22 protein-coding genes and 1 pseudogene are annotated in these 26,668 nt (G+C 59.3%); 14 read left to right on the plus strand and 9 right to left on the minus strand.

The window, feature by feature from the left end; translation table 11 throughout:
• The first annotated feature begins 100 nt into the window (after window positions 1-100).
• Complete coding sequence (locus IMW75_RS04145) at window positions 101-610, plus strand: GmrSD restriction endonuclease domain-containing protein (RefSeq protein ID WP_205891950.1); 510 nt, start codon at window positions 101-103, stop codon at window positions 608-610.
• Window positions 611-813: 203 nt separating this feature from the next.
• On the opposite strand, the gene IMW75_RS04150 is transcribed toward IMW75_RS04145, so the two are convergent.
• From IMW75_RS04150 to IMW75_RS04160, 3 genes are all read right to left on the minus strand, one after another.
• Complete coding sequence (locus IMW75_RS04150) at window positions 814-1,734, minus strand: DUF808 domain-containing protein (RefSeq protein WP_205891951.1); 921 nt, start codon at window positions 1,732-1,734, stop codon at window positions 814-816.
• 261 nt (window positions 1,735-1,995) lie between these two features.
• Window positions 1,996-4,626: a DEAD/DEAH box helicase gene (locus tag IMW75_RS04155; protein WP_205891952.1), complete on the minus strand. Its 2,631-nt coding sequence runs from the start codon at window positions 4,624-4,626 to the stop codon at window positions 1,996-1,998.
• On the minus strand, window positions 4,623-5,669 hold the full coding sequence (locus IMW75_RS04160; RefSeq protein ID WP_336512398.1) for a HamA C-terminal domain-containing protein: 1,047 nt from the start codon (window positions 5,667-5,669) through the stop codon (window positions 4,623-4,625). Before IMW75_RS04160 ends, IMW75_RS04155 begins: the two co-directional genes overlap by 4 nt.
• A gap of 232 nt (window positions 5,670-5,901) precedes the next feature.
• Here IMW75_RS04160 and IMW75_RS27155 point away from each other — a divergent pair, with 232 nt between their 5' ends.
• Entirely contained in the window at window positions 5,902-6,033 is a 132-nt protein-coding gene (locus tag IMW75_RS27155) for a hypothetical protein (protein WP_272873805.1), read from the plus strand.
• Window positions 6,034-6,330: 297 nt separating this feature from the next.
• Here the strand turns inward: IMW75_RS27155 and IMW75_RS04165 are convergent.
• Window positions 6,331-6,657: pseudogene (locus tag IMW75_RS04165) on the minus strand (calcium:proton antiporter); the annotation flags it as partial.
• Between the two features lie 287 nt (window positions 6,658-6,944).
• Between IMW75_RS04165 and IMW75_RS04170 the strand changes: the two are divergent.
• The 3 genes from IMW75_RS04170 to IMW75_RS04180 all read left to right on the plus strand — a co-directional run bounded on the left by IMW75_RS04170 (window position 6,945) and on the right by IMW75_RS04180 (window position 10,194).
• The gene (locus tag IMW75_RS04170) at window positions 6,945-8,027 is read left to right on the plus strand and encodes a BMP family ABC transporter substrate-binding protein (RefSeq protein WP_045058184.1); all 1,083 of its coding nucleotides are present in this window, start codon (window positions 6,945-6,947) and stop codon (window positions 8,025-8,027) included.
• 165 nt (window positions 8,028-8,192) lie between these two features.
• Entirely contained in the window at window positions 8,193-9,158 is a 966-nt protein-coding gene (locus IMW75_RS04175) for an isopenicillin N synthase family dioxygenase (RefSeq protein WP_205891953.1), read from the plus strand.
• Between the two features lie 82 nt (window positions 9,159-9,240).
• Entirely contained in the window at window positions 9,241-10,194 is a 954-nt protein-coding gene (locus IMW75_RS04180) for an adenosine deaminase (protein WP_045058182.1), read from the plus strand.
• 123 nt (window positions 10,195-10,317) lie between these two features.
• Here IMW75_RS04180 and IMW75_RS04185 read toward each other — a convergent pair whose 3' ends face one another.
• The gene (locus IMW75_RS04185; protein ID WP_205891954.1) at window positions 10,318-11,247 is read right to left on the minus strand and encodes a LysR family transcriptional regulator; all 930 of its coding nucleotides are present in this window, start codon (window positions 11,245-11,247) and stop codon (window positions 10,318-10,320) included.
• A gap of 115 nt (window positions 11,248-11,362) precedes the next feature.
• On the opposite strand from IMW75_RS04185, the gene IMW75_RS04190 reads away from it, so the two are divergent.
• Together IMW75_RS04190 and IMW75_RS04195 are read left to right on the plus strand one after the other, a co-directional pair.
• Window positions 11,363-12,376, plus strand: coding sequence for a zinc-binding alcohol dehydrogenase family protein (locus IMW75_RS04190; protein ID WP_205891955.1), 1,014 nt, complete (start codon window positions 11,363-11,365; stop codon window positions 12,374-12,376).
• A gap of 136 nt (window positions 12,377-12,512) precedes the next feature.
• Window positions 12,513-12,680 (plus strand): hypothetical protein, encoded by a 168-nt coding sequence (locus tag IMW75_RS04195; RefSeq protein WP_177328532.1) that lies wholly within the window; start codon window positions 12,513-12,515, stop codon window positions 12,678-12,680.
• An 8-nt stretch (window positions 12,681-12,688) separates the two neighbouring features.
• Here IMW75_RS04195 and IMW75_RS04200 read toward each other — a convergent pair whose 3' ends face one another.
• Together IMW75_RS04200 and IMW75_RS04205 are read right to left on the minus strand one after the other, a co-directional pair.
• Window positions 12,689-13,885, minus strand: coding sequence for a multidrug effflux MFS transporter (locus tag IMW75_RS04200; protein WP_045058179.1), 1,197 nt, complete (start codon window positions 13,883-13,885; stop codon window positions 12,689-12,691).
• Window positions 13,886-13,978: 93 nt separating this feature from the next.
• Window positions 13,979-14,176, minus strand: a complete 198-nt coding sequence (locus IMW75_RS04205) for a heavy-metal-associated domain-containing protein (protein WP_045058178.1) — start codon at window positions 14,174-14,176, stop codon at window positions 13,979-13,981.
• A 149-nt stretch (window positions 14,177-14,325) separates the two neighbouring features.
• Here IMW75_RS04205 and IMW75_RS04210 point away from each other — a divergent pair, with 149 nt between their 5' ends.
• The 3 genes from IMW75_RS04210 (at window position 14,326) to cueR (ending at window position 17,629) form a co-directional block, all read left to right on the plus strand.
• Window positions 14,326-14,709 carry a hypothetical protein gene (locus IMW75_RS04210; protein WP_045058177.1) on the plus strand — a complete coding sequence of 128 codons (384 nt, stop codon included), beginning with the start codon at window positions 14,326-14,328 and terminating at the stop codon, window positions 14,707-14,709.
• Window positions 14,710-14,801: 92 nt separating this feature from the next.
• Entirely contained in the window at window positions 14,802-17,195 is a 2,394-nt protein-coding gene (locus IMW75_RS04215; RefSeq protein ID WP_205891956.1) for a heavy metal translocating P-type ATPase, read from the plus strand.
• Window positions 17,192-17,629 carry a Cu(I)-responsive transcriptional regulator gene (cueR, locus tag IMW75_RS04220; RefSeq protein ID WP_045058175.1) on the plus strand — a complete coding sequence of 146 codons (438 nt, stop codon included), beginning with the start codon at window positions 17,192-17,194 and terminating at the stop codon, window positions 17,627-17,629. Before IMW75_RS04215 ends, cueR begins: the two co-directional genes overlap by 4 nt.
• 222 nt (window positions 17,630-17,851) lie before the next feature.
• Here cueR and IMW75_RS04225 read toward each other — a convergent pair whose 3' ends face one another.
• On the minus strand, window positions 17,852-18,745 hold the full coding sequence (locus IMW75_RS04225) for a PA4780 family RIO1-like protein kinase (protein ID WP_045058174.1): 894 nt from the start codon (window positions 18,743-18,745) through the stop codon (window positions 17,852-17,854).
• 188 nt (window positions 18,746-18,933) lie between these two features.
• Window positions 18,934-20,211: an acetyl-CoA C-acetyltransferase gene (locus tag IMW75_RS04230; RefSeq protein WP_045058173.1), complete on the minus strand. Its 1,278-nt coding sequence runs from the start codon at window positions 20,209-20,211 to the stop codon at window positions 18,934-18,936.
• Between the two features lie 159 nt (window positions 20,212-20,370).
• On the opposite strand from IMW75_RS04230, the gene IMW75_RS04235 reads away from it, so the two are divergent.
• From IMW75_RS04235 to IMW75_RS04250, 4 genes are all read left to right on the plus strand, one after another.
• A complete protein-coding gene (locus IMW75_RS04235) occupies window positions 20,371-21,723 on the plus strand; it encodes a 3-oxoacyl-ACP reductase (protein WP_205891957.1) in 1,353 nt (450 codons plus the stop codon).
• A gap of 2 nt (window positions 21,724-21,725) precedes the next feature.
• Entirely contained in the window at window positions 21,726-22,580 is an 855-nt protein-coding gene (locus IMW75_RS04240; protein WP_045058171.1) for a MaoC family dehydratase, read from the plus strand.
• A gap of 303 nt (window positions 22,581-22,883) precedes the next feature.
• Complete coding sequence (locus IMW75_RS04245; protein ID WP_205891958.1) at window positions 22,884-24,545, plus strand: collagen-like triple helix repeat-containing protein; 1,662 nt, start codon at window positions 22,884-22,886, stop codon at window positions 24,543-24,545.
• Between the two features lie 139 nt (window positions 24,546-24,684).
• Window positions 24,685-26,355, plus strand: coding sequence for a ShlB/FhaC/HecB family hemolysin secretion/activation protein (locus tag IMW75_RS04250; RefSeq protein WP_205891959.1), 1,671 nt, complete (start codon window positions 24,685-24,687; stop codon window positions 26,353-26,355).
• Window positions 26,356-26,668: the final 313 nt, after the last annotated feature.

Here is a 26,668-nt window from a genome sequence, read left to right on the forward strand (position 1 = left end):
GTAAACGCTTCGATTTCAAATGTCCGATCGAAGTGATGAGTGAGGTGATGCAAAAGGCCATTGCGATGCGGCACGATACTCCCACTTCGATTCAATAACCGTGTTGCACTCAGCTCCTGCAACCGCCCTGGATAAGGATCAGATCCTTAGTGGGATCCAGAAAATCTCCAAGGGATATTCGATTGACGAGGTTTTAAAAAACATCGATTGGATAAGCAGCTACGAGGGTTGGCAAAATCAACTGCGCTATTTGCTTAACCGTTATGACGAGCACTTGGCAAAACTTGCCGGACAAAAGCTCAACGAAAGCCAATGGAGCAAGATCTGGGAGCAAGATCCCGCGAGCTCTATAGAGCACATAGCAGCTCAAAGCAGCGGCGTTGATTGGGCTCATCACTTGGGCAATCTGACTATGCTCCCGCCAGGTATCAACTCATCGCTCAAAGCGAAGCCTCCAATTGAAAAGTTTGAGGTTTATCGTAACTGCGGTCTCATTGCCACAATCCAGGTTGGCCAACAGATTCATGACGCTGAATCATGGACTGAAGAAATGGTTCTAGCTCGAGCACAGAGCATCGAAGACTTCATCAGACTGGAATGGGCCGACTGATTCGAGGCATGAGTGATTCACAACCCTGGACGCTGGAGGGAGACGCTAGTGTCCCCAAAACGGCGCATTAGCCCTATTTTGAAGCTTAATGCGCCAATTACGGAACATTGTAGCGAGCGCTTCTTAGAGCTCTGCTACGTCCAACACTCGGTTTTCTGAGGAAGGTGAGCCGGGAGGGAGTGCGCCTGGTCAGCTCCGGCAGACTAAGTTGAGGCGTTACCAGAGATAATGGTGATGCCTTTGACGATAAGTACCGCCGCCATGCCTACGAAGGCGCCTACTAGGCAGTGGATACCTAGAGTTGCGACGGTTTCCCACGCACCTGCCTCTTCGACCAGTCTCTCAGCAAAATGCTGCATCGGCTCAATGCCTTCTGTGATAAACGCTCCACCGACCAAAAACATTGCGACAGTTCCTATCCAGGACAGTGCTTTCATAAGCTTTGGCGCAGCTGACAGCAGCCATCCTCCGACAGTTCTCACCACAGAACCCCATGTACCGGTAGCTTTAGATTTCTGGAGGATAAGGCCTGCATCATCCAGGCGTACGATCCCAGCGACCAAGCCGTAAACGCCCACCGTCATGACCACAGCAATCAACGCTAGCGTTAAAACCTGCTGGAGCATTGGTGCATCAGTAACGATATTCAGGGTGATGACGATGATCTCGGCGCTCAGGATAAAATCCGTGCGTACCGCCCCAGCAATCTTCTTCTTTTCATAAGCCGCGAGCTCTTCAGGTGTCTTAGGCTTCGTTTTCTTTGGCTGCTCTGTGCCATCGTCTCGACTCGCCGTGAGCTTGTCCTTGATAGCCTCAAAGCCTTCATAACAGAGATATGCTCCCCCAATCATGAGCAGCCAGTGAACCGCCGCAGGCAGCAGTGCGTTCAACACCAACGCACAAGGCACCAGGATTGCTTTGTTTCTCAACGACCCCTTGAATACAGCCCATACCACCGGCAGCTCTCGGTCTGCTTTCATGCCGGTAACCTGCTCAGCATTCACAGCAAGGTCGTCGCTCAGGACACTAGCCGATTTCTTTGCAGCGACTTTGCTCATGAGCGAGATGTCGTCTAGTAGTGTGGCGATGTCATCTAATAGTGCGAACAGGCTGCTGCCGGCCATCTAAGGCTCCTTCCGGTATTTTGCTCCCCGGCCACTTCAGGCATTCCGGGGCCAATTCTTTCCATACGCTCTCCGTCGGCTCAGAGATGCATCTCGTCATGTGACACGGAAAGCACCTCTACTAGACAATTGACTTACCAACCCGTTCATCCATGGATGCAGTGAATATTCACGCCCTTGACCGCGCAACGAGATGATTCACTTCATTCCCGTGTCTGGAACATTTGACCTGTAAGCCGCCAGAAACGATGTACGGGTGGGTTAACCCGAAACAGCGGTATCAACAGGTGCGATAGTAGATCTCACCTTATCTATCTCTGCCAAGATGACCGAGCTCAGCTTGTGCGGCGACGGATCAAAACTTAACAGCTTCTGCCTGGCACTTGAAATATCAAGATCGCTATTAGGAATTAACTTCTGAAGTTCGGAAGCAGCAATTCGAGAGAGACCCAACTCCAAAAATGCGCGCCCGGTATTTGTGCTAACTCCAAGCTCCAAGGCCAACGCAAAATCAAAAATCTCGGGCACCTTGTGCGCGAGACCATTATCATTGAAGATATGTATTAGTATATCGTTATAAGCCTTACCCATCTGTACTAATTGAAAACGAACGACATCTTCTATGGTATCAAACGCCTTTTTGATCACCTTACTCGGATCGGCCTCGGCGATACGTTTAACCCTATAATTAGAATCAGCCATGAGATTGAGATTTTCTTGATTACGTTTCTTCGTGATACGAAGCTTTTCGGATCTGATCTCGTAACTCAAAATAAAGGGGTAGGGTTTACCTTCCATCCATTTCACTGCAATACGGGCAACGTAGCCCCCAAAATTTTTATCAAAACCTTTTATATACCTGAACAATATATTAAAGATTTCTTGGTAGTGGCTGAAGGCCGCTCTACCTAGATCTGATGGGCTTTTAGGTACCACGCTATCTAAGGTTCCATCGTTGAGGCGCTCAACGAGGTGAGCCATCAACCTGTCCAGTGCGAACAAATCTAATGTCCAGTTTCCTTCTATTACATGCTGAGGCAGCAGTAGCTCTTCAGAGGCCCTATTAGCCGCCTCTTGGATATCCCGGAATTCAAAATAATCTAACGCCGGGGCGACTCGGATCAGATAATCCGTAACGTCGCCCTGGCGAGCTTTATTCACGAGCATGCCGGCTGATGCAGTTGCATTCCGAGAACGCTCATCCCCTGGCCTGGAATCAAGCTTCCCTTTATTTAACACCGTCAGGACATCCGTAGCATTCTCAGTGACAAACTCAGAAAGCGCGGATCGAATGGTGAATTTGTAGAACGTATCCATGGGCTGCGTACTCCAGGCGTCGTAATCGATGAGGAATACGTTCCCGACTATGTCTTTACCCATGCGCCCTGCTCGACCGGCAAAATTCCAAAGCAGGGCAGGATCCAGCATTACCTTTTCTCCCCGTCCCTTGGCCGGGGTATTTATAAAAACATTGCGAGCAGGAAGGTTGATACCCTGAAACAGGGTTGTAGTGCACACCAGGAATTTTATGATACCGGCACGAAATGCTGCCTCAATCGCTTCACGAAGTAGGGAAGGCATTTGTCCATAGTGGAAGGCGACTCCCTTCTTAACCATCCCGATCAAGTGATACTCATGGTGTATATGACCTTTAATGAACTCCACCAGCTCATTGGCTCCAGCATCTGCCACATCATCTAAACCTAGAGCAATAGAACCGGCGAGGCTTGCCGCCTCGGTAGGCGTCTTTGCATAGACCAGGGATGCACCGCCGCTCCCCAATTCCAATGCGACAGCTGCAAGCTTGCTTTCAACCAAGTCAAGACCGACTTTGCAGGGCATAGTGCCAATAAGAGAGTATCCATGGGCATTGAGCAGCTTGAATTCCAGCTGATTGAGGGCCGGAGTTTTAGATACCACGATGCGGTTTTGCAGCACGGGTGAGACAGTGGTGCTGACTTCCGGAATTCCAGGCATACCTAGGCTTTCCAGTGCATTCGCAAAACCTTGTGCGCCGGGTGCGAGCATCACCACGTGGGTTTTATGATCTCGTGCATAGCATTGCTCAATACAGTCCTGCAGTATCATCCCCCGGGCGCCATCTGACAAGTTTTGAGCCTCGTCAACAACCACAAAGTTTATCGGAGATGAGGTTATCGAAAGAAGAACTTTAAATCGCTCCTGAGTCAGCACAAAAATTTGTCGAGGCACGCCCTCAAAAGTGGGGATATCTGTGACGCGGATAGTCACGTCACTTGCAAGACGCTCCTTTATTTTCAAATGGACTTCGGACAACAGTGCTCGCGTCGGTGCGATGTAGACAAATACAAAATGTGGAAGCGCCAGCGCATCTCTACACAAGTGTTCGATTACCAGGAATGACTTTCCAGCGGACGTAGGTGCCGATATCGCTAAAGAGCGCCCCTCCTGAAGAGAGTCCCACACCTTACGCTGATAATCGGTGAGAGTAATCGACGACCCTGCCACCTCAACAGTATTCAGCTGCTCAACAATATTCCTCTGAATCATCCCTAGCAATGTTGAAGGCTTTGTAGAGTGCCGCTTCTCCGCATAAGTCAAACTCGGAAAATTTCCGATCTCTGTCAATATCGTTGCGCATCTTTCAAGAACGCTCGATTCCTGCGAGATCAACATTGCATTAAAAGCAATCGTTTGAGCCATACTTATATGCAACTCGGAACCAGATTGTGCAAACACTGATGCGCAATACAGCATTTTCCCGATCGCATTCTGATCGGGTATTCCATGCGGCTGCACTACCGAGCAAGGCAGCGCACTGGCAGCACCGCAAGCCTGGAGGTGACCTAGCGCACGTCTGAATTTTTCATTCTGGACAAACCGTGAGGATAGCTCCGCCGCGAAAGTGCTCATAGCGCGCCCCCCTCGATGACGGAAGGCGGAGTAAGAGGAACATCTGATTCCAAGCCCGTAAGGCCTATCGAGTCGTAAAACATCTCTCTCAGCTCGTCGACATCGGGAACCGCTATCAAATAAACCATGCATTTATTCGGATCAACTTTCTTAACACCCAGCTGATTGCTCAGATTGGTATGGTGTCTGTTGAAATCGCTCCTATAGAGTTCACCGAAATGATCCTCATGCTTGGATATTGAACCTTCATCGACTTCAAGCTTGTTCGCAAAATGCTTGACCTCTGAGTAACACACTACTCCCACAGATCGCTCACGCCTGGGGGCATTTGGATTACTGAATACATCGAGATAGTCCATCATCAAATTTTTATCAGCTGGGTCGAGCGCATCAAGATTCCCCAGGCTAGTAACCAGCCCGTACTCATGCTCATATTGCCCATCGTCTTTGAGGAAGCCTGAGACAGATTCCGCGTAATCAGCTGTGCCGCTGGCGGCAGTACCTGCAAGCTTCGACTCTAGGAAAAATACATTTAATTCACCGTTGATCACCGAGGCGTGGATACCATCGAGGCCATAGACCGGCATGTTATTGCTGGTTTTCAAGGCCATCTTGGCGATCAGCTGAGACGCCTGTAGATGGTGAACGGCGACGCAGTAAGCCAGCACCTCCCCCACTTCGCTAGCCCTGGAGGGGTGAGCCTTTCGAAACTCGATGAATGCATTCCTTACAGCCCGACTGAGCTCTTGCGCAGCTGAAACATCCCCGTTTTCTGCAGAAGCTATCCGGGCCTGGTACGCATCTCGACGCCGCCGGCTCAACGCATAGTTCGCTGCTTGGTTACCAAGGAAATCGGCAAACGCCCTGATACTGGGAATATCTTCTTTGAATCGGACATGCAGTAGCGCGACTCGTGGAGCCTTATATGGAGGTACGGTAGCTATGTCCACCGTACACTTCACGAAACGATCCAGAGGTGATTTATCCAACAGCTTCTGGATGACACTACTGAGCGACGGGGCACTATCTGCAGATGATGACACTGATCCGATCCCTGGTTTGGCCTAAGGCATAGGCTGACACTGTTCACTACGCTTCCGCGAACACAGAAATTGATCATGACTCGAAAAGCGCCAAATGGCCATCACCCTAAAGAATCGCGCCGCCCCCCCCTACCATGGCACATGGCTTTAAATGTGTGTCGTTTTGATTATCAGGGCACACGGCGGGGCCAGCATCTAGCACAAGCATTCTTCTCTACCTGATCAATATCAAGTGCAGGAGCAGGAGCAGGAGCAGGAGCAGGAGCAGGAGCAGGAGCAGGAGCAGGAGCAGGAGCAGGAGCAGGAGCAGGAGCAGGAGCAGGAGCAGGAGCAGGAGCAGGAGCAGGAGCAGGTCAAAGCCTAAGGGCTTTGACACCAAAGAGGGATGTGTCTAGAAAAATGAGGCTGTAACAACAGTACCCACTACCTGGTAGGAGGTATGCAGGTTTACTCCCCATCGACAAGACCGGCATCTCTTTTCAATGTGGCTGAGGCGCAAGGAGTTTGACACCGGGCGTGACACCGAGTTTAGACACAGTGCACGTGGAGAAATCACATTGAAAGCTATCTAATCAGAAAAATATCTAAATAAAATCAATATCTTGAGTCAACAACCAATAAAGTGGATTGACACTTTTTGACCCCATAAAAGCATTGTCTACAAAATGACCGCCGAGTAGATCGTGTCACGCACCAACGTAGGAGAGGCTTCGTTGCTCATCATGATCGCCAGGATCACCACTTCCACCAGCACGGCGGCCAGCGTCAGGATCATGGTCCCGTAGGGATCGCCGACTTTTTCCGCGAGCAACTCAGCGTGATGCGCGACTCGCATGGAAGCGACGACGATGAATGCGATCAGCACCAGCCCACCGGTCAGCGCTACCGCCTGGCCACTGTTGAGCAGCCAGTGTTCCAGTGGATAAGCGACAAATGCGGCGATCAGGGCCAGCAGCAGAAACTTTTCTTGCTTGAGGAGTGTGAGCATTGCGGGCCTTTTACCGAATGAAGCGCAGTTGATGTGATGAGCTACTGACTACGGTGCGGCGCTAACGTTTCGTTACACCTTAGCGCACCAGCGGGTGGCGCGGGTTCGGTCACGTGCACCGGGTTGGTCCTGGTGAATCAAAAGATCGCAGCCTTCGGCGGCTCCTGCAGAACAATCCGGACCGTGCAGGAGCTGCCGAAGGCTGCGATCTTTTGATTTTGTTGTCCTGTTGGTCAGCAATTTGCATTGCCCACTGCCAACCTCACAACAACATGGAGTTTCAATTCATGCACAACCGCCCGTTGAAGAAACTGCTTTGCGCCGTCGCCGCAGCCATCGGTTTGAGCGCCAGCCTGACCGCCACGGCCGCCGAACCGCTGAAAGTCGGTTTCGTCTACATCGGCCCGATCGGTGACCACGGCTGGACGTATCAGCATGAACAGGGACGCAAGGCACTGGCCGAAAAATTCGGCGACCAGATCACCACCAACTATGTGGAAAACGTCCCTGAAGGCGCCGACGCCGAACGGGTGATCCGCAACATGGCCAAGGACAAATACGACCTGATCTTCAGCACGTCCTTCGGCTACATGAACCCGACCCTGAAGGTGGCAAAGCAATTTCCCAAAGTGACCTTCGAACATGCCACGGGCTACAAGCAGGACAAGAACCTCGGCACGTACCTGGCTCGCACTTATGAGGGGCGCTATGTTGGCGGCTTCCTCGCGGCCAAAATGACCAAGAGCAAAAAAATCGGCTACGTCGCGTCCTTCCCGATCCCGGAAGTGATCCGCGACATCAACGCCATCCAGCTGGCACTGAACAAGTACAACCCCGGCACCGAGATCAAGGTGGTGTGGGTCAACTCCTGGTTCGATCCGGGCAAGGAAGCCGACGCCGCCAATGCGCTGATCGATCAGGGCGTGGACGTGGTGTTCCAGCACACCGACAGCCCGGCACCGATCCAGGCTGCCGAACGCCGCGGCGTGTATGCCGTAGGCTACGCTTCGGACATGGCTCATTTCGGTCCCAAAGCGGTGCTGACCTCTATCGTCAACGACTGGGCCCCGCACTACATCCAGGCGACGCAGAGCGTGCTGGATCACTCGTGGAAGTCCCAGGATTACTGGGGTGGCCTGAAGGAAGGTACCGTTGAGCTGCCAATCAGCGACCTGGTGCCCGCGCCGGTGAAAGCCCAGGCCGAGCAGATCATTGCCGACATCAAGAGCGGCGCGTTCCACCCGTTCACCGGGCCGATCAAGGACCAGGCCGGTGCCGAGAAAATCCCGGCGGGCGTGACGGCGACCAATGCCGAACTGGCTTCGATGAATTACTACGTGGAAGGCATGAAGGCTGACATACCGAAGTAACTCGCCTGGGTTGAACCACTGTCCTTCCTGGGGGAGCGAGCCTGCTCGCGATGGCGCAACTACATTCAACATCAATGCTGAATGCCCTGGCCTCATCGCGAGCAGGCTCACTCCCACACTATATCTCCGATGTTCCGCACACCGCGCACTCTTCAGGACAATCGCATGAACAGCCTTCCCATCATCGACATCGCCCAGCTCTACAGCGACGACCAGGTCGCCTGGGCGGCCGTGGCCAGCCAAATCGACCGCGCCTGCCGCGAATGGGGCTTTTTCTATATCAAGGGTCACCCGATCAGTTCGACGCGCATCGAAGAAGTACTCGCCCAGGCCAAGGATTTCTTCGCCCAGCCCAGCGCGACAAAACTGCAGATCGACATCACCCAGACCCGCCACCACCGCGGTTATGGCGCAATCGCCACGGAACAACTCGACCCATCGAAACCCAGCGACCTGAAAGAAACCTTCGACATGGGCCTGCACCTGCCGGCCGACCACCCCGAAGTGCTGGCCGAAAAACCGCTGCGCGGTCCCAATCGCCACCCGTCGATACCCGGCTGGGAAACCCTGATGGAGCAGCATTACATCGACATGCAAGCCCTTGCCCAGACCTTGCTGAGGGCCATGACCCTGGCGCTGGACATCGATCCCGATTTCTTTGACTCGCGCTTCAGCCAGCCCGTCAGCGTGCTGCGCATGATCCATTATCCGCCACGCCACACCGCCAGCTCGGAAGAACAACAAGGTGCCGGCGCCCATACCGATTACGGCTGCATCACCCTGCTTTACCAGGATGCCGCCGGCGGCCTGCAGGTGCGTAACGTCAAGGGCGAGTGGATCGACGCTCCACCCATCGAAGGTACCTTCGTGGTCAACCTCGGCGACATGATGGCGCGCTGGAGCAACGACCGTTATCTGTCGACGCCCCACCGGGTGATCAGCCCGCTGGGCGTGGACCGATACTCGATGCCGTTCTTCGCCGAACCGCACCCCGACACCCGGATTGAATGCCTGCCCGGCTGCCAGGACGAGCACCATCCGGCGAAGTACCCGATCACCACCTGCGCCGAGTTTCTGCTCTCACGATTCGCCGACACCTATGCCTACCGCCGCGAGCCCCAGGCAGGGTGATGAACCACCTGGTCAGGTTTTACCAATGGTGGCCGCGAGCATCTGTAGAATGCTCGTCATCTGCACCTGATGAGAAAAGAATATGTACGACTGGCTGAACGCCCTGCCCAAGGCAGAACTGCACCTGCACCTCGAGGGTTCGCTGGAGCCCGAGCTGCTGTTCGCCCTGGCCGAACGCAACAAGATCGCCCTGCCGTGGAGCGATGTGGAAACCCTGCGCAAGGCGTACGCCTTCAACAATCTGCAAGAGTTTCTGGACCTGTATTATCAGGGCGCTGACGTGTTGCGCACCTCCCAGGATTTCTACGACCTGACCTGGGCTTACCTCTTGCGCTGCAAGGCGCAGAACGTGATTCACACCGAACCGTTCTTCGATCCGCAAACCCACACCGATCGTGGCATTCCTTTTGAAGTGGTGCTCAATGGCATCGCCGCGGCGTTGAAAGATGGCGAGCAGCAACTGGGCATCACCAGTGGTTTGATCCTGAGTTTCCTGCGCCACCTGAGCGAAGATGAGGCGCAGAAAACCCTGGATCAAGCCCTGCCGTTTCGCGATGCGTTTGTCGCGGTAGGCCTGGACAGCTCGGAGATGGGTCACCCGCCGAGCAAGTTTCAACGAGTGTTCGACCGGGCTCGCCACGAAGGTTTCCTGACCGTCGCCCACGCGGGTGAGGAAGGTCCGCCGGAGTACATCTGGGAAGCCATCGACCTGCTGAAAATCCAGCGCATCGACCATGGCGTGCGCGCCATCGAAGACGAGCGGCTGATGCAGCGAATCATTGACGAGCAGATTCCGCTGACCGTCTGCCCGCTGTCCAACACCAAGCTTTGCGTGTTCGATCACATGTCCCAGCACAACATCCTGGACATGCTGGAGCGCGGAGTGAAGGTCACAGTGAACTCCGATGACCCGGCGTACTTCGGCGGCTATGTGACGGAGAACTTCCATGCCCTGCACACCCATTTGGGCATGACCCAGGATCAGGCCAAGCGGCTGGCGCAGAACAGCCTGGATGCGCGGCTGGTCAAGCCGTAAACACCCTGCACCGCCATCGCGGGCAAGCCTTGCTCCCACAGGTGTCATACCTGTGAGAACAGGGTTTGTGATTGCATGAACAGCCCCCACCCAAGCTTGGGGGGGATCGCTATTTTCGAGCAATTAGTGCCTTGCTTCTGATAAACCGGGAAATTGCCTGCTCAATTGCGCGCATCGACTGGCGAGCATTTCCCGTAAAAGGTTCACAGGCTTACTCAATTGTGCGCGATGAGCGCACAACAAATTCAGAGAAGCGCGCTCGCCCGTCAGTTCCGGCATGAGGATTTTCAAGCGGCCAGCCAGGACATCTGCGGCAACATCCAGCCAGGATTTATAGGCAATGCCTGCCCCCGCCACGGCCCACAAACGCACCACGTCGGCATCGTCGCTGAAGCGATCACCGCTGACTGTCAGGCCGACTTCGCGCTTGCCGTCATGGAAACTCCAATGGTCGTGAACGCGGCTGCCAAGCATGTACAGCAGGCAATTGTGCTGGGCCAGTTGCTCGAGTTGCCGAGGCTCGCCATGGCTGGCCAGGTAGCTCGGCGCTGCACACAGCACGCGGCGGTTTTGCGGGGCAATGGGCAGCGCCACCAGGCTTGAGTCCTCCGGTTCACCGTAGCGCAAGGCGATATCCACCGGCTGGCGGAACAGGTCGGCAATGCGGTCACCCAGCAGCAGGCGCACCGTGAGCTTGGGGTGCTCGCGCTGAAAATCGTCCAGCCAGGGCAGCAACACATTGCGGCCGAAGTCCGATGGTGCCGACAGCTGCAACACTCCGCTGACCTGATCCTGCCCACTGGCCAGCAGGCGGCGCCCTTCCTCTATATTGCTCAACGCCGCCCGGGCGTATTCGAGGAAACCTTCGCCCTCGGCGGTCAGGCGCAGGCTGCGGGTCGAACGGGCCAGCAAACGCGCGCCGAGCTGGTGTTCGATGCGCTTCAACGCCGCGCTGGCCACGGCGGCTGACATGTCCATGCCCCGGGCGGCCGCCGACAGGCTCCCCAGGTCGGCAGCCCGGACGAATAATTGCAGGTCATCAAAACGCAGCATGTGCGGCCTATTATCAACAAAATATTGAAAGAGACTGCTCTTTTAGCGGGTTTTATCTTCGGTAGAAATAGCTAATCATCTGCCCATCGAAATCATCCCGACCCTGGAGTGCTCCATGAAAGCCATTGCTTACTACGCGTCCCTGCCGATCAGCGACAAAAACGCCCTGCAAGACATCGAGCTGCCCGAACCCGTCGCCGGCCCGCGGGACCTGTTGGTCGAAGTCAAAGCGATTTCGGTCAACCCGGTGGACACCAAGGTTCGGCAAAACGTCCAGCCACAAGACGGCGAGGCGAAGGTCCTGGGTTGGGACGTGGCAGGCGTGGTCAAGGCGGTCGGCAGCGAAGTGACACTGTTCAAGGCCGGTGACAAGGTGTTCTACGCCGGCTCTATCGCCCGTGCGGGCGGCAACAGCGAAATGCACGTGGTCGATGAGCGCATCGTCGGCCACATGCCGAAAACCCTCGGCTTTGCCGAAGCTGCGGCCCTGCCACTGACCGCGATCACCGCATGGGAACTGCTGTTCGAGCGCCTGCAGGTGCGCGAAGGCCAAGCCGCCGAGGGCCAGAGCCTGTTGATCGTTGGCGCGGCCGGGGGCGTCGGTTCGATCCTCACCCAACTGGCCAGCCAGTTGACCGGGCTTCAGGTCATAGGCACTGCGTCGCGCCCGCAAACCCAAGCCTGGGTACGTGAGCTGGGCGCAGACCTGGTGATCGATCACAGCCAGCCGCTCAGCGAAGCTCTCAAGCGCGCGGGCGTGGAACAGGTGACCCACGTTGCCAGCCTGACCCAGACTGACCAGCATCTGGATCAACTGGTCGAGGCCCTGGCACCCCAGGGCAAACTGGCGCTGATCGACGACCCAAAGGCGCTGGACATCACCAAACTCAAGCGCAAGAGCCTGTCGCTGCACTGGGAGTTCATGTACACGCGCTCGTTGTTCGAAACCGCCGACATGATCGAACAACACAGACTGTTGAACCGCGTGGCCGATCTGATCGACGCCGGGACGCTGAAAACCACGGTGGGCGAACACTTCGGCACCATCAACGCGGCGAACCTGCGACGCGCCCATGAGTTGCTGGAAAGCGGCAAGGCCAAAGGCAAGATTGTCCTGGAAGGCTTCTAGAACAGCGGTGACGGTGTCGTGCGCACAGGGCCGACACCGTCAGTCAGAGAGTTGACCTTTGTCACAACTACGCCCTGGATCGGGTCTACAATCGTGGCCTCTGCAAGGCAAATCTTTTACTTATAGGAGGTCAGCAATGAAGATCCTGATAAAAGAAGTGGCCCGTTCCCAGTGGCAGGTCCGCCTGGACCAACACGCCGTGACATTCCGCAGCGAAGCCGAAGCGCGCGCCTTTACCCGAACACTGGAAGCGCGGCTGCAGGCGCCTCACCATTTTCCCGACCAGCAGCGCGCTGCTGGCTGAACCCGCCCTCAAACCTGGGCCTGCACCAGCGCCCGGGTATTTTGCAAACGTCGGGTGAGCATTGCGACGCTCACCACCAGAGCCCCGCACAGGCTGATGACCATGGCCATCGGCATGGCCGTGCCGTCGTACAAAATCCCCACCAGTGACGCAGCCCCGGCGGCGACGCTGAATTGCAGGCAACCAAGCAATGCCGACGCACTGCCGGCGCGGGCGCCCTGACCGTTCATCGCGCAGGCCGACGCGTTGGGCAGGATGCACCCCAGGCTGGCGATACAGATGAACAACGGAATCAGCAGCGGCCACAGTTTCTCGGTGTGCAGCGCACTCACGGCGAGCAGCGCCAGGCCTGCCGCCAGGTAAACCCATACCGCACGTGCCAGCAGGAATGCCGGCCCACGCTTGGCCAGTAACCGGGCGTTGACCTGCGCCACCAGAATGAAACCCGCCGCATTGGTGCCGAACAACCAGCCGAAATGCTCGGCCGGCACGCCGTAGAGCTTGATGAACACAAAAGGCGAGCCGGCGATGTAGGCAAACATCCCGGCGATGGCGATACCGCCCGTCAGGGCATGGCCAAGGAATACCCGATCCGCGAACAACCGGCCGTACTGCCGCAACGAGCCAGACAATGGTTGGCGCGGCATATCGGCCGGCATGCTTTCCGGCAACCCCAGCGCCACGGCCACCGCCGCCAGCGCACTGAAGCCGGTCAACACCAGGAAGATCGACTGCCAGCCTGTGGTATTGACCAGCAATCCGCCCAGCATTGGCGCAAGGATAGGTGCCAGCCCCATCACCAGCATCAGCTGGGAAAAGACCTTGGCCGAGCCCACCGCATCGCATTTATCGCTGACGATTGCCCGCGAGATCACCATCCCTGCGCAACCGCCCAGCGCCTGGACGAAGCGCGCGCCGATCAGCCATTCGAGGTTCGGCGCAAACGCGCAGGCCAGTGAAGCGACGGTGAACAACACCACGCCAGTGAGCAATGGCACCCGCCGGCCGAAGCGATCGGCAATCGGGCCGTAGACCAATTGACCAATCGACAACCCCAGAAAATAGGCCGCCAGCGTTACTTGAACGTGTTGTTCGTCGGTGCCGAAAGCCAGCGCCATCGCGGGAAAGGCTGGCAGGTAAAAGTCGATCGCCAGCGGCGCAAACGCACTGAGGGCGCCGAGGATTAAAATGGTACGCAAGTTCATCAGGCATCCAGTTGGACAGAAGTCAGCAGCCCCACAGTCTAGCCGGGGATGGAAGCCTTGAACATTCCGGTAGGTCGCTAACTAATAAAGACGTCAGGCGACCTTTGCCTCATAACCTTCTTCAGTGATGGCGGCGAGCACCTCTTCAGTCGACAGGCTGCTCTCGACGCCGACTTCCCTGGCGCCCAGATCGATGCGCACGCTGGCGGCCGGGTCTCTGGCTTGAAGCGCCTGGGTAATGGCTTTTACGCAATGGCCGCAGGACATGCCTTGAACAGTGAACACTTGCATGGGATGACTCCTGTTGATGAGATTGACACCAGTCTCGAGCTTGCCACCATGGCAAGGTCAAGTTCTGAAGTGAACGGCCGGGCTGGCAATCGCCGTCGCGCTCGGCCAAGCTGCGAGTATCAATGACTTCAACATCAGGAGATTCAGCCATGCGCTGGTCAGCTCTCAGCCTGTTTGGCTTCCTCGGCCTCTTCGCGGCCCTGCCTTCGGCCAACGCTGCCGGGGAGGACTACGGGGTGCTGATCATTTCCCGCGAGCGCCTGGAAGTGTCGACCAATTGCGAAATTGGCGTGTACCTGCAAGACCAGCTGTCCGCTCGGCTGTTCCAGGAGCAAAGCACGTCATTCAACTTGCCGCCGGGCAATGTCTCCCTGCGCCTGAAACTGCTGCCGGGCCAGGCCCCGGGGTGCAATCCGGGGATGCTCGCACCGGGTTCGCAAACCATCACGCTCAAGGCCGGGGATGTGTTGAAGTTCCGGATTGCGATGTCGCAGGAAGGGATGTACCTCAAGCCTGCGGCGTTGAACTACTGAGCGCCACAGATCGGATCAAGGTGATATTGGCGCTTGACCTTGCCCGCATGGCAAGGTTGATCCTGTAGGCATCCACTACAGGGAGCTTGACCATGAGCGAGACCACTACGTTCGACCTGCCGATCGCCGGCATGACCTGCGCCAGCTGCGCCGGGCGGGTCGAGCGCGCCTTGAGCAAAGTCCGGGGCGCCAGCGCCGTCAGTGTCAACCTGGCTACCGAACAGGCCCGGGTGCAGGCGCCCGGCGACAGCCTGCCGGCCCTGATGGACGCTGTGCAACAGGCCGGGTACAGCGTGCCACAGCAAACCCTGGAACTGAGCATCGATGGCATGACCTGCGCCTCCTGCGTCGGCCGCGTGGAACGGGCGCTGGCCAAGGTTGCAGGGGTGAAGAGCGTCAGCGTCAACCTGGCCAACGAACGCGCGCACCTCGAATTGCTGGGCCAGGTCGCTGTACAAACCCTTATCGAAGCCGTCAGCAAGGCGGGATACTCGGCCAGCGTGCGGGAAGTCGAGCACGCTGCTGCCGACAACCAACAACAACGCCTGCATCGCGAACGCTGGAGGGTGATCCTGGCCATCGCGCTCGCCCTGCCCTTGGTCTTGCCGATGCTGCTGCAGCCGTTCGGGGTGCACTGGATGCTCCCGGCCTGGGCGCAATTCGCCCTGGCCACGCCCGTGCAGTTCATTCTGGGTGCTCGCTTTTATGTGGCCGCCTGGAAAGCCGTCCGCGCCGGCGCGGGCAATATGGACCTGCTGGTTGCCCTGGGCACCAGCGCCGGTTACGGCCTGAGTATTTACGAATGGGCCACCGCTGCCGGGCGCATGCCGCACCTGTACTTTGAGGCTTCGGCGGTGGTGATCGCCCTGGTAATGCTGGGCAAATACCTTGAAAGCCGCGCCAAGCGCCAGACCGCCAGCGCCATCCGCGCCCTCGAAGCCCTGCGACCGGAACGGGCGATTCAGGTGGTCGATGGCCGCGAACAGGACGTCGCCATCAGCGCCCTGCGCCTGGGTGACCTGGTGCTGGTCAAACCCGGCGAACGCTTTCCGGTGGACGGCGACGTGGTCGAAGGCCAAAGCCATGCGGACGAGGCCCTGATCAGCGGCGAAAGCCTGCCCGTGCCCAAGCAACCTGGGGACAAAGTCACGGGCGGCGCGATCAATGGCGAGGGCCGGCTGTTGGTGCGCACCCAGGCACTGGGGGCCGAAACCGTGCTGGCGCGGATCATTCGCCTGGTGGAAGACGCCCAGGCGGCCAAGGCTCCCATCCAGAAACTGGTGGACAAGGTCAGCCAGGTTTTCGTCCCCACCGTGCTGCTGATCGCATTGGCAACGCTGGTGGGCTGGTGGCTTTACGGTGCGCCCGTCGAAACAGCGCTGATCAACGCCGTTGCCGTGCTGGTGATCGCCTGTCCTTGCGCCCTCGGCCTGGCCACTCCCACGGCAATCATGGCCGGTACCGGGGTCGCTGCACGCTACGGGATCCTGATCAAGGATGCCGAGGCACTGGAACGCGCCCATGAAGTCAGTGCAGTGGTATTCGACAAGACCGGCACGCTGACGTCGGGTGCGCCGCGCATCGCTCACTTGAGCGCCATAGGCGGCGATGAAAATGCACTGCTGCAAAAAGCCGGCGCCTTGCAGCGAGGCAGCGAGCACCCCTTGGCCAAAGCGGTGCTGGATGCTTGCGCCGAGCGCGGGCTGAGCGTCGCCGATGTCAGCGACAGCCAGTCCCTGACCGGGCGTGGAATTGCCGGCACGCTTGACGGACGGCGCCTGGCCCTGGGTAACCGACGCCTGCTGGAAGAGTGCGGGTTGAACGCCGGCGCACTGGCGGACTCGGCCAGCGCCTGGGAAACCGAAGGGCGCACGCTGTCATGGCTGATCGAGCAAAGCCCCGAGCCGCAGGTGTTGGGACTGTTCGCCTTCGGTGACACCCTCAAGCCGGGTGCACTGCAGGCTGTGCAACAACTCGGCGCGCGCCACATCAGCAGCCATCTGCTGACCGGTGATAATCGTGGCAGCGCCAAAGTGGTCGCCGACGCGTTGGGTATTGAGGATGTCCACGCCGAAGTGTTGCCGGCCGACAAAGCCGCCACCGTGGTCGAGCTGAAGAAAACCGCAGTCGTGGCCATGGTCGGCGACGGGATCAATGACGCCCCGGCCCTGGCCGCCGCCGACATCGGCATTGCCATGGGCGGTGGCACCGACGTGGCGATGCACGCAGCCGGTATCACCTTGATGCGCGGTGATCCACGACTGGTGCCTGCGGCATTGGAGATCAGCCGCAAGACCTACGCCAAGATCCGGCAGAATCTGTTCTGGGCCTTCGTCTACAACCTGGTCGGGATTCCGCTGGCAGCCTTCGGTTTTCTCAATCCGGTGCTGGCGGGCGCGGCGATGGCATTGTCGAGCGTCAGCGTGGTCAGCAATGCGCTACTGTTGAAAACCTGGAAGCCCAAGGACCTGGAGGACAACCGATGAACATCGGCCAAGCAGCCCGCCAAAGTGGCCTGAGCGCCAAGATGATTCGTTACTACGAATCCATCGGCCTGCTCAAAGCCGCCCATCGCACTGACAGCGGTTACCGCGTGTATGGCGACGATGACCTGCACACCCTGGCCTTCATCAAGCGTTCCCGGGACCTGGGGTTTTCCCTGGAAGAGGTCGGCAAGCTGCTGACCCTCTGGCAGGATCGCCAGCGCGCCAGCGCCGATGTAAAAGCCCTGGCACGCCAGCATATCGACGAGCTCAACCAGAAGATCCACGAGCTTGGCCAGCTGCGCGACACGCTGCAGGACCTGGTGGAGCACTGCCAGGGCGACCATCGGCCCGACTGCCCGATCCTCAAGAACCTGGAGTCGGGCTGCTGCGCTGAGCCTGCCCATCAAACAACCAGACCGCGAGCCCCCCTGTAGGAGCGAGCTTGCTCGCGAAAAACCAGAGGCCGCCGCGGGGTATCAGTTGCCCCGCGTCATCGTTGACGACCATCGCGAGCAAGCTCGCTCCTACACGGGTCTAAGACGCTGCTGGGTATCAACTGTCCCGCGTCATCGTTAACGACCATCGCGGGCAAGCCTTGCTCCCGCAGGGTAGGGTTCACAAAAAACCCGGCCGAAGCCGGGTTTTTCATCAACCAGTCACTGCATCCAGGGCGGAGGCGGTTCTTCGGTTTTATTCGGTGGCGCGTCATCTGCCGCGCGCACCGCCTGCTTGCGCTCTTCATCCAGGCGTGCCGCCTCGATTTCGCGCATGATGCCGCCAACGTCGGCCAACTCTTCCGGCTCGTCGAACTCGCCGGTCAGGATGCTGGCCGGGTGCAAGGTGCCGGCTTCGTACAAGGCCCACATCTCCTTGGCGAACCTGGTCTGCTTCAACTCCGGAGCAAACCGCCCGAAGTATGAGGCCATGTTGCCCACATCCCGTTCCAGCATGTTGAACGCGTGGTTGTTCCCCGCCGCGTCCACTGCCTGAGGCAAGTCGATGATCACGGGGCCGGTCGGGGTCAACAGTACGTTGAACTCGGACAGGTCACCGTGCACCAGGCCGGTACACAACATCAGCACGATCTGCGAGATCAGGAACGCGTGATACTCGCGCGCCTGGTCCGGCTCCAGCACCACGTCGTTCAGACGCGGCGCAGCATCGCCGTACTCGTCGGCCACCAGTTCCATCAGCAGCACGCCTTCGAGGAAGTCGTAAGGCTTGGGCACCCGAACGCCAGCACCGGCCAGACGAAACAGAGCCGCCACTTCGGCGTTCTGCCAGGCGTCCTCGGTTTCTTTCTTGCCGAACTTCGAGCCCTTGGCCATGGCCCGGGCCTGACGGCTGTTGCGCACCTTGCGGCCTTCCTGGTATTCGGCCGCCTGACGGAAACTACGTTTATTCGCCTCCTTGTAAACCTTCGCGCAACGTAACTCGTTGCCGCAGCGCACCACATAAACAGCTGCTTCTTTACCACTCATGAGTGGGCGCAGCACCTCGTCGACCAGACCGTCCTCGATCAGGGGTTCAATGCGTTTTGGAGTCTTCATCAGCTTTTATTGTGGGTCCTTTATTACCAAACACGCGAAAGTCATTCGTTATACGGCAATCCACTCGCCGGTGGGAGGGGTTGCCGACCTATGAACGCTGCTATCTGCCTAAAGATGCACACAATGTGCCGATTATGCCCCGTCAATTTGGCCGCTTTCAGCGGACTTTTCAACGGCGCACGGGATTATCAACGCTCGATAATCGCCGTCACGCCCTGCCCGCCTGCGGCGCAGATGGAGATCAGGCCACGGCCCTTGCCTGCCGCGTCCAGCAGCTTCGCCAGGTTGGCGACGATGCGTCCGCCGGTCGCGGCGAATGGATGACCTGCCGCCAGTGAGCTGCCTTTGACATTAAGCCGGCTGCGGTCGATGGCACCCAATGGCGCGTCAAGGCCCAGGCGCGTCTTGCAGTACTCCGGGTCTTCCCAGGCCTTCAGGGTGCACAGCACCTGAGCGGCGAAGGCTTCGTGGATTTCGTAGTAATCGAAATCCTGCAGCGTCAGGCCGTTGCGCGCCAACAAGCGTGGCACGGCATACACCGGCGCCATCAGCAGGCCTTCGGCGCCGTTGACGAAATCCACCGCAGCCGTTTCGCCGTCGCGCCAGTAGGCGAGGATCGGCAAGCCGCGTTCCTTGGCCCACTCCTCACTGCCCAGCAACACCAGGGACGCGCCATCGGTGAGCGGCGTGGAGTTGCCCGCCGTAAGGGTACCCTTGGCGCTTTTCTCGAAAGCCGGTTTCAGCCCCGCGAGTTTTTCCAGGGTCAGGTCGGGGCGCAGATTGTTGTCGCGGGTGAGCCCGAGGAACGGCGTCATCAGGTCGTTATGCCAGCCCTCGGTGTACGACGCGGCCAGATTACGATGACTCGCCAGGGCCAGTTGGTCCTGGGCTTCGCGAGGAATGTTCCAGGTCTGCGCCATCAATTCGCAGTGCTGGCCCATGGACAGGCCGGTGCGCGGCTCGCCATTGCGCGGGAACTCGGGAATCAGGTGCTGGGGGCGCAGTTGCAGGAACGTTTTCAGTTTGTCGGCCGTGGTCTTGCCGCGATTGGCCTGCAGCAGAATTCGACGCAACCCTTCACTGACACTGATCGGCGCATCCGAAGTGGTGTCGACGCCACCGGCAATCGCGCAGTCGATCTGGCCCAGGGCAATCTTGTTTGCCACCAGCAACGCCGCTTCCAGCCCGGTGCCGCAGGCTTGCTGAATGTCGTAGGCCGGGGTGTGGGGCGACAGGCGCGAGCCGAGCACACACTCACGGGTCAGGTTCATGTCTCGCGACAGCTTGAGTACCGCCCCTGCAACCACCTCACCGATGCGCTGGCCATGCAGGTTGTAGCGTTCGATCAGCCCTTCGAGCGCAGCAGTGAGCATGGCCTGGTTACTGGCGGTGGCGTAGGGTCCGTTGGAGCGAGCAAAGGGAATACGGTTACCACCGATGATCGCGACGCGGCGCAGTTGAGTCATAAAAAGCTCCTGATGAAATATTCCAATTCAAACGGCACACCCTGCAGGAGCCAGCTTGCTGGGTCCTGCAGAGTCAAGCGTAGGCCTTATCTCGTGGATCGAACGACTGATCGCCATTCATGGTCCACACTTTGAACCCCAGCTACCGGAGTGCGTTCCATGTCTGACCGCTATATCGACTTCGCCAATTCATCCATCGGCCATCGCCTGGTCGGTGCCATGGGCCTGCCGTCGCCGGTTCGCCTGGAGCGCTGGCAAGCTGGCAGGCTGCGTCCGGTCGAGGGCGCGCTGCTGATTGGCGGCGGCCCGCTGGCGGAGAAAGTCAGTGCTTTCGCCAACCGTCTCACCGACGCGATCTACGGTTACGGCACCGAGCCTTCAGTGGCTACCCCGTGGATTCCGGGGCACGGTCCGAAACTCAAGGCCGTGGTGTTCGATGCCAGCGACCTGGTGCACACCGATCAACTCAAACACTTGCGCGAGTTTTTCCAGCCACTGATGAAAAACCTCGATCACAGCGCGCACCTGGTGATCCTCGGTCGCTCGCCACAAGGCTTGAACGACCCCTTTGCCGCCAGCGCCCAGCGGGCCCTGGAGGGGTTCAGCCGGTCCCTGGCCAAGGAACTGCGCAGCGGCGGCACCCTGCAATTAATCTATGTCGGTGAAGGTGCCGAGGATCAGCTGGAAGGTCCGCTGCGGTTTTTCCTCTCGCCAAAAAGCGCGTTCGTCTCCGGCCAGGTCATCCGCCTGACCGCCTGCGACACCCCGGTGACCGACTGGACCCGCCCACTGGCCGGGCGCAAGGCGCTGGTCACCGGCGCGGCGCGGGGCATCGGCGCCTCCATCGCCGAAACCCTGGCCCGTGACGGCGCTGAGGTGGTGCTGCTGGACGTGCCTCAGGCCAAGTCCGACCTCGAAGCCCTCGCCGCACGCCTCGGCGGGCGCAGCGTCACCCTCGACATTTGCGCCGAGGACGCCGCCGCACAACTGATCGACCACCTGCCCGATGGCATCGACATCGTGGTGCACAACGCCGGCATCACCCGGGATAAAACCCTGGCCAACATGACGCCGGAGTTCTGGGATGCCGTGCTGGCGGTCAACCTCAATGCACCGCAAGTGCTGACCAAGGCCCTGCTGGACCAGGGCACCCTGCGCGACAATGCCCGGGTGATCCTGCTGGCCTCCATCAGCGGCATCGCCGGCAACCGCGGGCAGACCAATTACGCCGCCAGCAAGGCCGGGCTGATCGGCCTGGCAGAAGCCTGGGCGCCGTTGCTCAAGGAGCGCGGCATCAGCATCAACGCCGTGGCCCCCGGGTTCATCGAAACCCAGATGACTGCACACATCCCCTTCGCCCTGCGCGAAGCCGGCCGCCGCATGAGTTCCCTGGGCCAGGGTGGTTTGCCGCAAGACGTCGCCGAAGCGGTCGCCTGGCTGGCCCAGCCCGGCACGGGCGCCTTCACCGGACAGGCCTTGCGGGTCTGCGGACAAAGCGTTTTGGGGGCCTAGACATGACGACCGACTGGCACACCCTCGATCGCGAGCCGAGCCTGGCCGACCTGTACGTCAAGGCCGCCACTCGCCGCAAAATCACGGGCACTACCCTGCCTGATTCCGGGCTGCGTACCGGGGTCGATGTCGATTCCGGGCGCCTTGTGGCCTACCGCAAAGTCTGCGGCTTTGCCGACAATGCCTTGCTTCCACCCACCTATCCCCACGTACTCGCGTTTGCCTTGCAGATGCAACTGCTGACGGCCAGGGAGTTTCCTTTTCCGTTGCTCGGTCTCATCCATTTGAGTAATCGCATTCGCGTCCTGCGCCCGATGGGCGGCGTGGGCCGGGTGCGGGTCAGCGTGCGGGTGCAGAACCTGCAGCCCCACGCCAAAGGTGCAACCTTCGACCTGATAACGACCCTGGACGATCAACTCGGCGCGCTATGGGAGGCCGAAAGCCGGATGCTCTGTCGCGGCGTCAAGCTGCAGGGCGAAGCGGCGGAGGAAGTGCTCGCGCCGATGTTGCCGATGACCCAGGTTGCGCAGTGGCAAGCCCCGGCGGACATTGGCCGGCAGTACGCCAAGGTCTCCGGGGACTACAACCCGATCCACCTGAGTGCCGTGAGCGCCAAGCTGTTCGGCTTCCCCACTGCGATCGCCCATGGGTTGTGGAACAAGGCCAGGACCCTGGCGGCGCTCGCCGATCATTTGCCCACGGCCAATGTGGACATTGCCGTGCAATTCCTGAAGCCGGTGCGATTGCCCAGTGAGGTGACGTTGATGGCCAGTGCGGCAGGATCGAGCGGGGACTTTCAACTGCTGGGGGCGGGTGACCTGGAGCATATGGTGGGGCATTGGGCGCCGATTGCTTGAGCGCCTTGGAGATCGCCATAGTCGGAACGCCGGCCGGGGCAAGCTTTGCTCTCGCACAGTGATTCAAATTGTATATATATCCAAAGTTTATGAATCATTCAAAGCCATACTAAGCCGTTGATTCTGCAGATAACTTTTCACCTGTCAGCCCCCCTTACACAAGGCGTTAATACCAACTGGAGAATGGTATTGGCGCCCTCTTGCGACTGTTATGTCTACAACGGACGAAGGCATTGCTGGCAACAGAAACCAGCAAGCCATCGAAGACAGCGAACGTTGTAACAGGTGCAAGGAATACCTCTCATGAAAACCCAAGTTTGGTGCAAATCAGCAATCGCCATGGCGCTCGCCCTGTCCCTCGGCCTGACCGGCTGCAGCAGTGGCGGCGGCGGTCATCACAGCAGCTCCGACAGCTCATCCCCCGACAGCACTGCCGACGCGGGAACGGGCGGTTCCGGAGACTCGGGCGGAACAGGCGCAGGTGGCACCGGTGGCGCAGGTGACGGCACCGCAGGCACTGGCGGAACGGGTGGAACTGGCGGCACCGGTGGCGACAATACTGCGGGCACGGGTGGCACCGGAGGCACAGGCGGTAACGGTGGCACTGGCGGCGGCACCATTGACCCGACCAACCCGACCAACCCCACAGATCCGACCGACCCCACCAATCCAACCAACCCGGGCGTCACTCCGCTGGTGACCACCACCCTGGTCCAGGACGTCGGCAAAACCGTCAGTGGCGTAGGCGATGGCGTCGGCCAGGTCGGCGACAGCCTGGGCACCGTGCCCGTGGTCGGCGGTGTGGTGCAAAGTGCAGTCAACACCACCGGCAATGTCGTCAGCACCCTGGGTAATGGCGTCGCCAACGGCATCGGCAAGCTGGACACCGACCCCAATGGGCTGGGCGTCACGGCGGCATCGGTGGGCGGCGTGGTGCAGGATGTCGGCAATGGCGTCTCAGACGTCAGCGGCAAACTCGCCACGGCCACCAGCAGCATTCCTGTGGTGGGCGGGGTCGTCACCAAAGTCGCCCCCGTGCTGGACGGCGTTGGCGAAAAAGTCACCATGCTCGGCGATACCCTGAGCACTGCCACCACTACCGGCCCCTTGGGGACAGTGACCAAGGAAGTCGGCAGCAAACTCGTGCCGGTGATTGCCATGGTCGAGACCACCACTGACAAGATTGGCGACGCCACCGGGCTCGGTGACCCACTCAAGGGCCTCGTGAACAAAGTCGGCAGCACCGTGAATGGCGTTGGCGACAAAGTTACCCTGGCCGGTAAGGGCAATGCCCTGACCAACACCGTCGGCGGCGCACTGAGCAACACCGGCACGGCGGTCGGCAAAGCTGGCGGGCTGGTGTCCAATGGAAGTGGTTCAGGCGCGGGTGGCGGCCTGGGTGGCGGCCTGGGTGGAGGTCTGGGTGGCGCCTTGGGCGGCACAGGTCTGCTGCAGACCGTCGGCGGCGCGGTGGTCAATGTCGGCAGCGGGCTTGACGCTGGCAGCACCAGTGGCGTGGTCAGTGCAGGCGGTGTAACGGCCGGGGCAGCGGGCAATCTGGTTGCGTCGGTTAACACCGTACTGGGCGGCTCCGGCGTCGCCAATACGGCAGCTACCGCGCCCTTGGCGAACCTTGGCACCGCGGTGGGCGCTGGCCCGAATCCGGTCACTACCGCCGTCACGGGCCTGACCCAGAACGTCGGCGCAGCGACAGGCCTTGGGGCACCCGTCAACGGCCTGACCAATCAGGTGGGTGGTGCGGTCAGTAATCTGGGTACAGCGATCGCCACCAGCACGCCAAACCCGGTCGTGGCGGCGGTCGGCAACACAGTCACCACGGTGGGCAGCACCGTCGGTGCCGTAGGCGGCCTGGTGAACGGCGCGCCTGGCGAGGGCGGCGCCACCGGGGGGCTGGGTGGCTTGCTGGGCGGCCTCACCGGCAAGCTGAGTGGCAAGAACCGTTAGTTTTTGCACCTGGCCGATTCGACGGCCTTATCTACAGCGCCTACGCTTGGTTGAAGGCGGAAGATTCGAAAGAGTCTTCCGCTTTTTCTTTTGAACATGATGATCCAGGCGAAGTTGTAACTTGAACATGGAGTGTCCTATGCGCCTTTTGGCTTCCTTGCTAGCTCTGACCGTCAGTACCTGCGCCCTCGCCGACACCCTTCCCAGCTTCCTCAACAGCAACGAAACCACGCGCAACCTGCCGGTACCCAACCTGCCCGCCGATGCTTACCGCCCCAGCACTGCGCCGCTCTCGGTGCCGGAACCCGGCGCCACCCAGGCCCAGCCGCTGATGATGAACACCCGAATCAAGCTCAGAACCGTGCAGATCGAAGGCGGAACCGTCTACCCCCTCAGCGAACTGGCCACGCTTTACCAACCCCTGATCGGCCAGGAAACCAGCCTCGCCGACCTGATCGAAGCAACCCGCAGCATTACCCGCCGCTACCAGCAGGACGGTTACCTGCTGTCCTATGCCTTCCTGCCGCAACAGACGTTCGACAATGGCGTGGCGCGGGTGGTGTTGGTGGAAGGCTATATCAAGGATTACCAGTTGCAGGGCGACGTCGGGCGGGTCAAGGGCCTGCTCGACAAGCTGGTGGCCAAGCTGCAGGCCGAACGCCCGCTGACGCGCAAGACCTTCGAGCGCTACACCACGCTCATGAGTCGAATTCCCGGGGTGACCCTGCAGGCGCAGGTGCCGCCACCGGGCACCACCGACGGTGCGGCCTACCTGGTCGCCCAGGCGAGTCGCAAACCCTTCACCAGCACCCTGAGCGCCACAGAAAGCAGCCGCAACGGCACCCAGGCCCTGCTCGGCCTCAGCAGCAACTCCCAGACTTCCATGGGCGAGCAACTGAGCCTCAGCGGCCTGTTTCCACCAGGGGAAGATCACGAGCAGTACTACCGCCTGGACTACAACCAGTTTCTGAATGCCGAGGGCACGCAGCTGGCGCTCTCCGCCTCACGCTACCGCGCCGACCCTGGCGCCAACTTGCTGACCGATAATGGCCTGGAGCTCGAGCCACACCGGGAGAATGACCGTTACTCCATCGGCTTGAGCCACCCACTCATCGCGTCACCCAACGAACAACTCAGCGTCAGCTCAAGGGTGTACGCGGTCAATGACAAGACCCGATACAAGGTGGTCGGCTTTCCATTGAGCGTCGACATCAACAGCGACGTGCGCGCCCTCGCTTTTGAAGGTGACTGGCGCAAGGCCGATGCCAAACAATTGCGGATCCTCAGTGGCGGGGTTTATCAGGGCATCGATGGCATGGGGGCCGATACCAACAACACCGACCTCGACCTGGACTTCTTCCGCCTGCGTCTATCCGGCGTGCAGAGCGACCGGTTTTTCGACAACTGGCAGGGGGTGCTTTCGGCCGCGCTCTACTGGAGTGAAGACACCCTGCCCGACAGCGAACGCGCGGTATTCGGCGGGCAGAATTTCGGCCGCGGCTACCCCGACGATCAGGCGTCGGGCGACAAGGGTTGGGGCATCGCGTACGAGGTCAACTACAGCTTCAACCGCGACTGGAGCTGGGTAAAAATCCTGCAGCCCTACGTCGTCCTGGATCGCTCCAAGACCTGGTTCAACAAGCTGCCGGTGCAGGGCAACAATCTGTCCTCGGGCGCCATCGGGTTGCGGTTTGGCGATGCCAAGTACTACAACATTGCCCTGGAAGCCGCCAAGCCGATGTCCGAGCAAGCACTGGATACCTTCAACCGCAAGCCGCGCTACAGCATCAGCTTCAGTTACCAGCTTTGAGTCATGGACCGGTTTGCTGGTGATGGCGACGGTTAACGATTGCCAGAAGGACGGTGGCCTATACGAACCCACTGTAGGAGCGAGCTTGCTCGCGATAAACCCGAGAACGACGCGGGCATGTCAGGCTGCCAGCGTTATCGTTCACGACCATCGCGAGCAAGCTCGCTCCTACAGTTGACCGGGGTGGCGCTTAGGAAATGAGTGCACGTCCTACATACCCAGAGTGGGTTGGGGAAAATTCCTACACGTTGTGTCGGTTGTTGTTTCGGAAGCGGGGAATGTACGCTTTGGGTGTCGCTGCAAATTCAGCGAA

Source organism: Pseudomonas gregormendelii (assembly GCF_017114825.1).
In the GTDB taxonomy this organism is placed as follows: Bacteria; Pseudomonadota; Gammaproteobacteria; order Pseudomonadales; family Pseudomonadaceae; genus Aquipseudomonas; species Aquipseudomonas gregormendelii.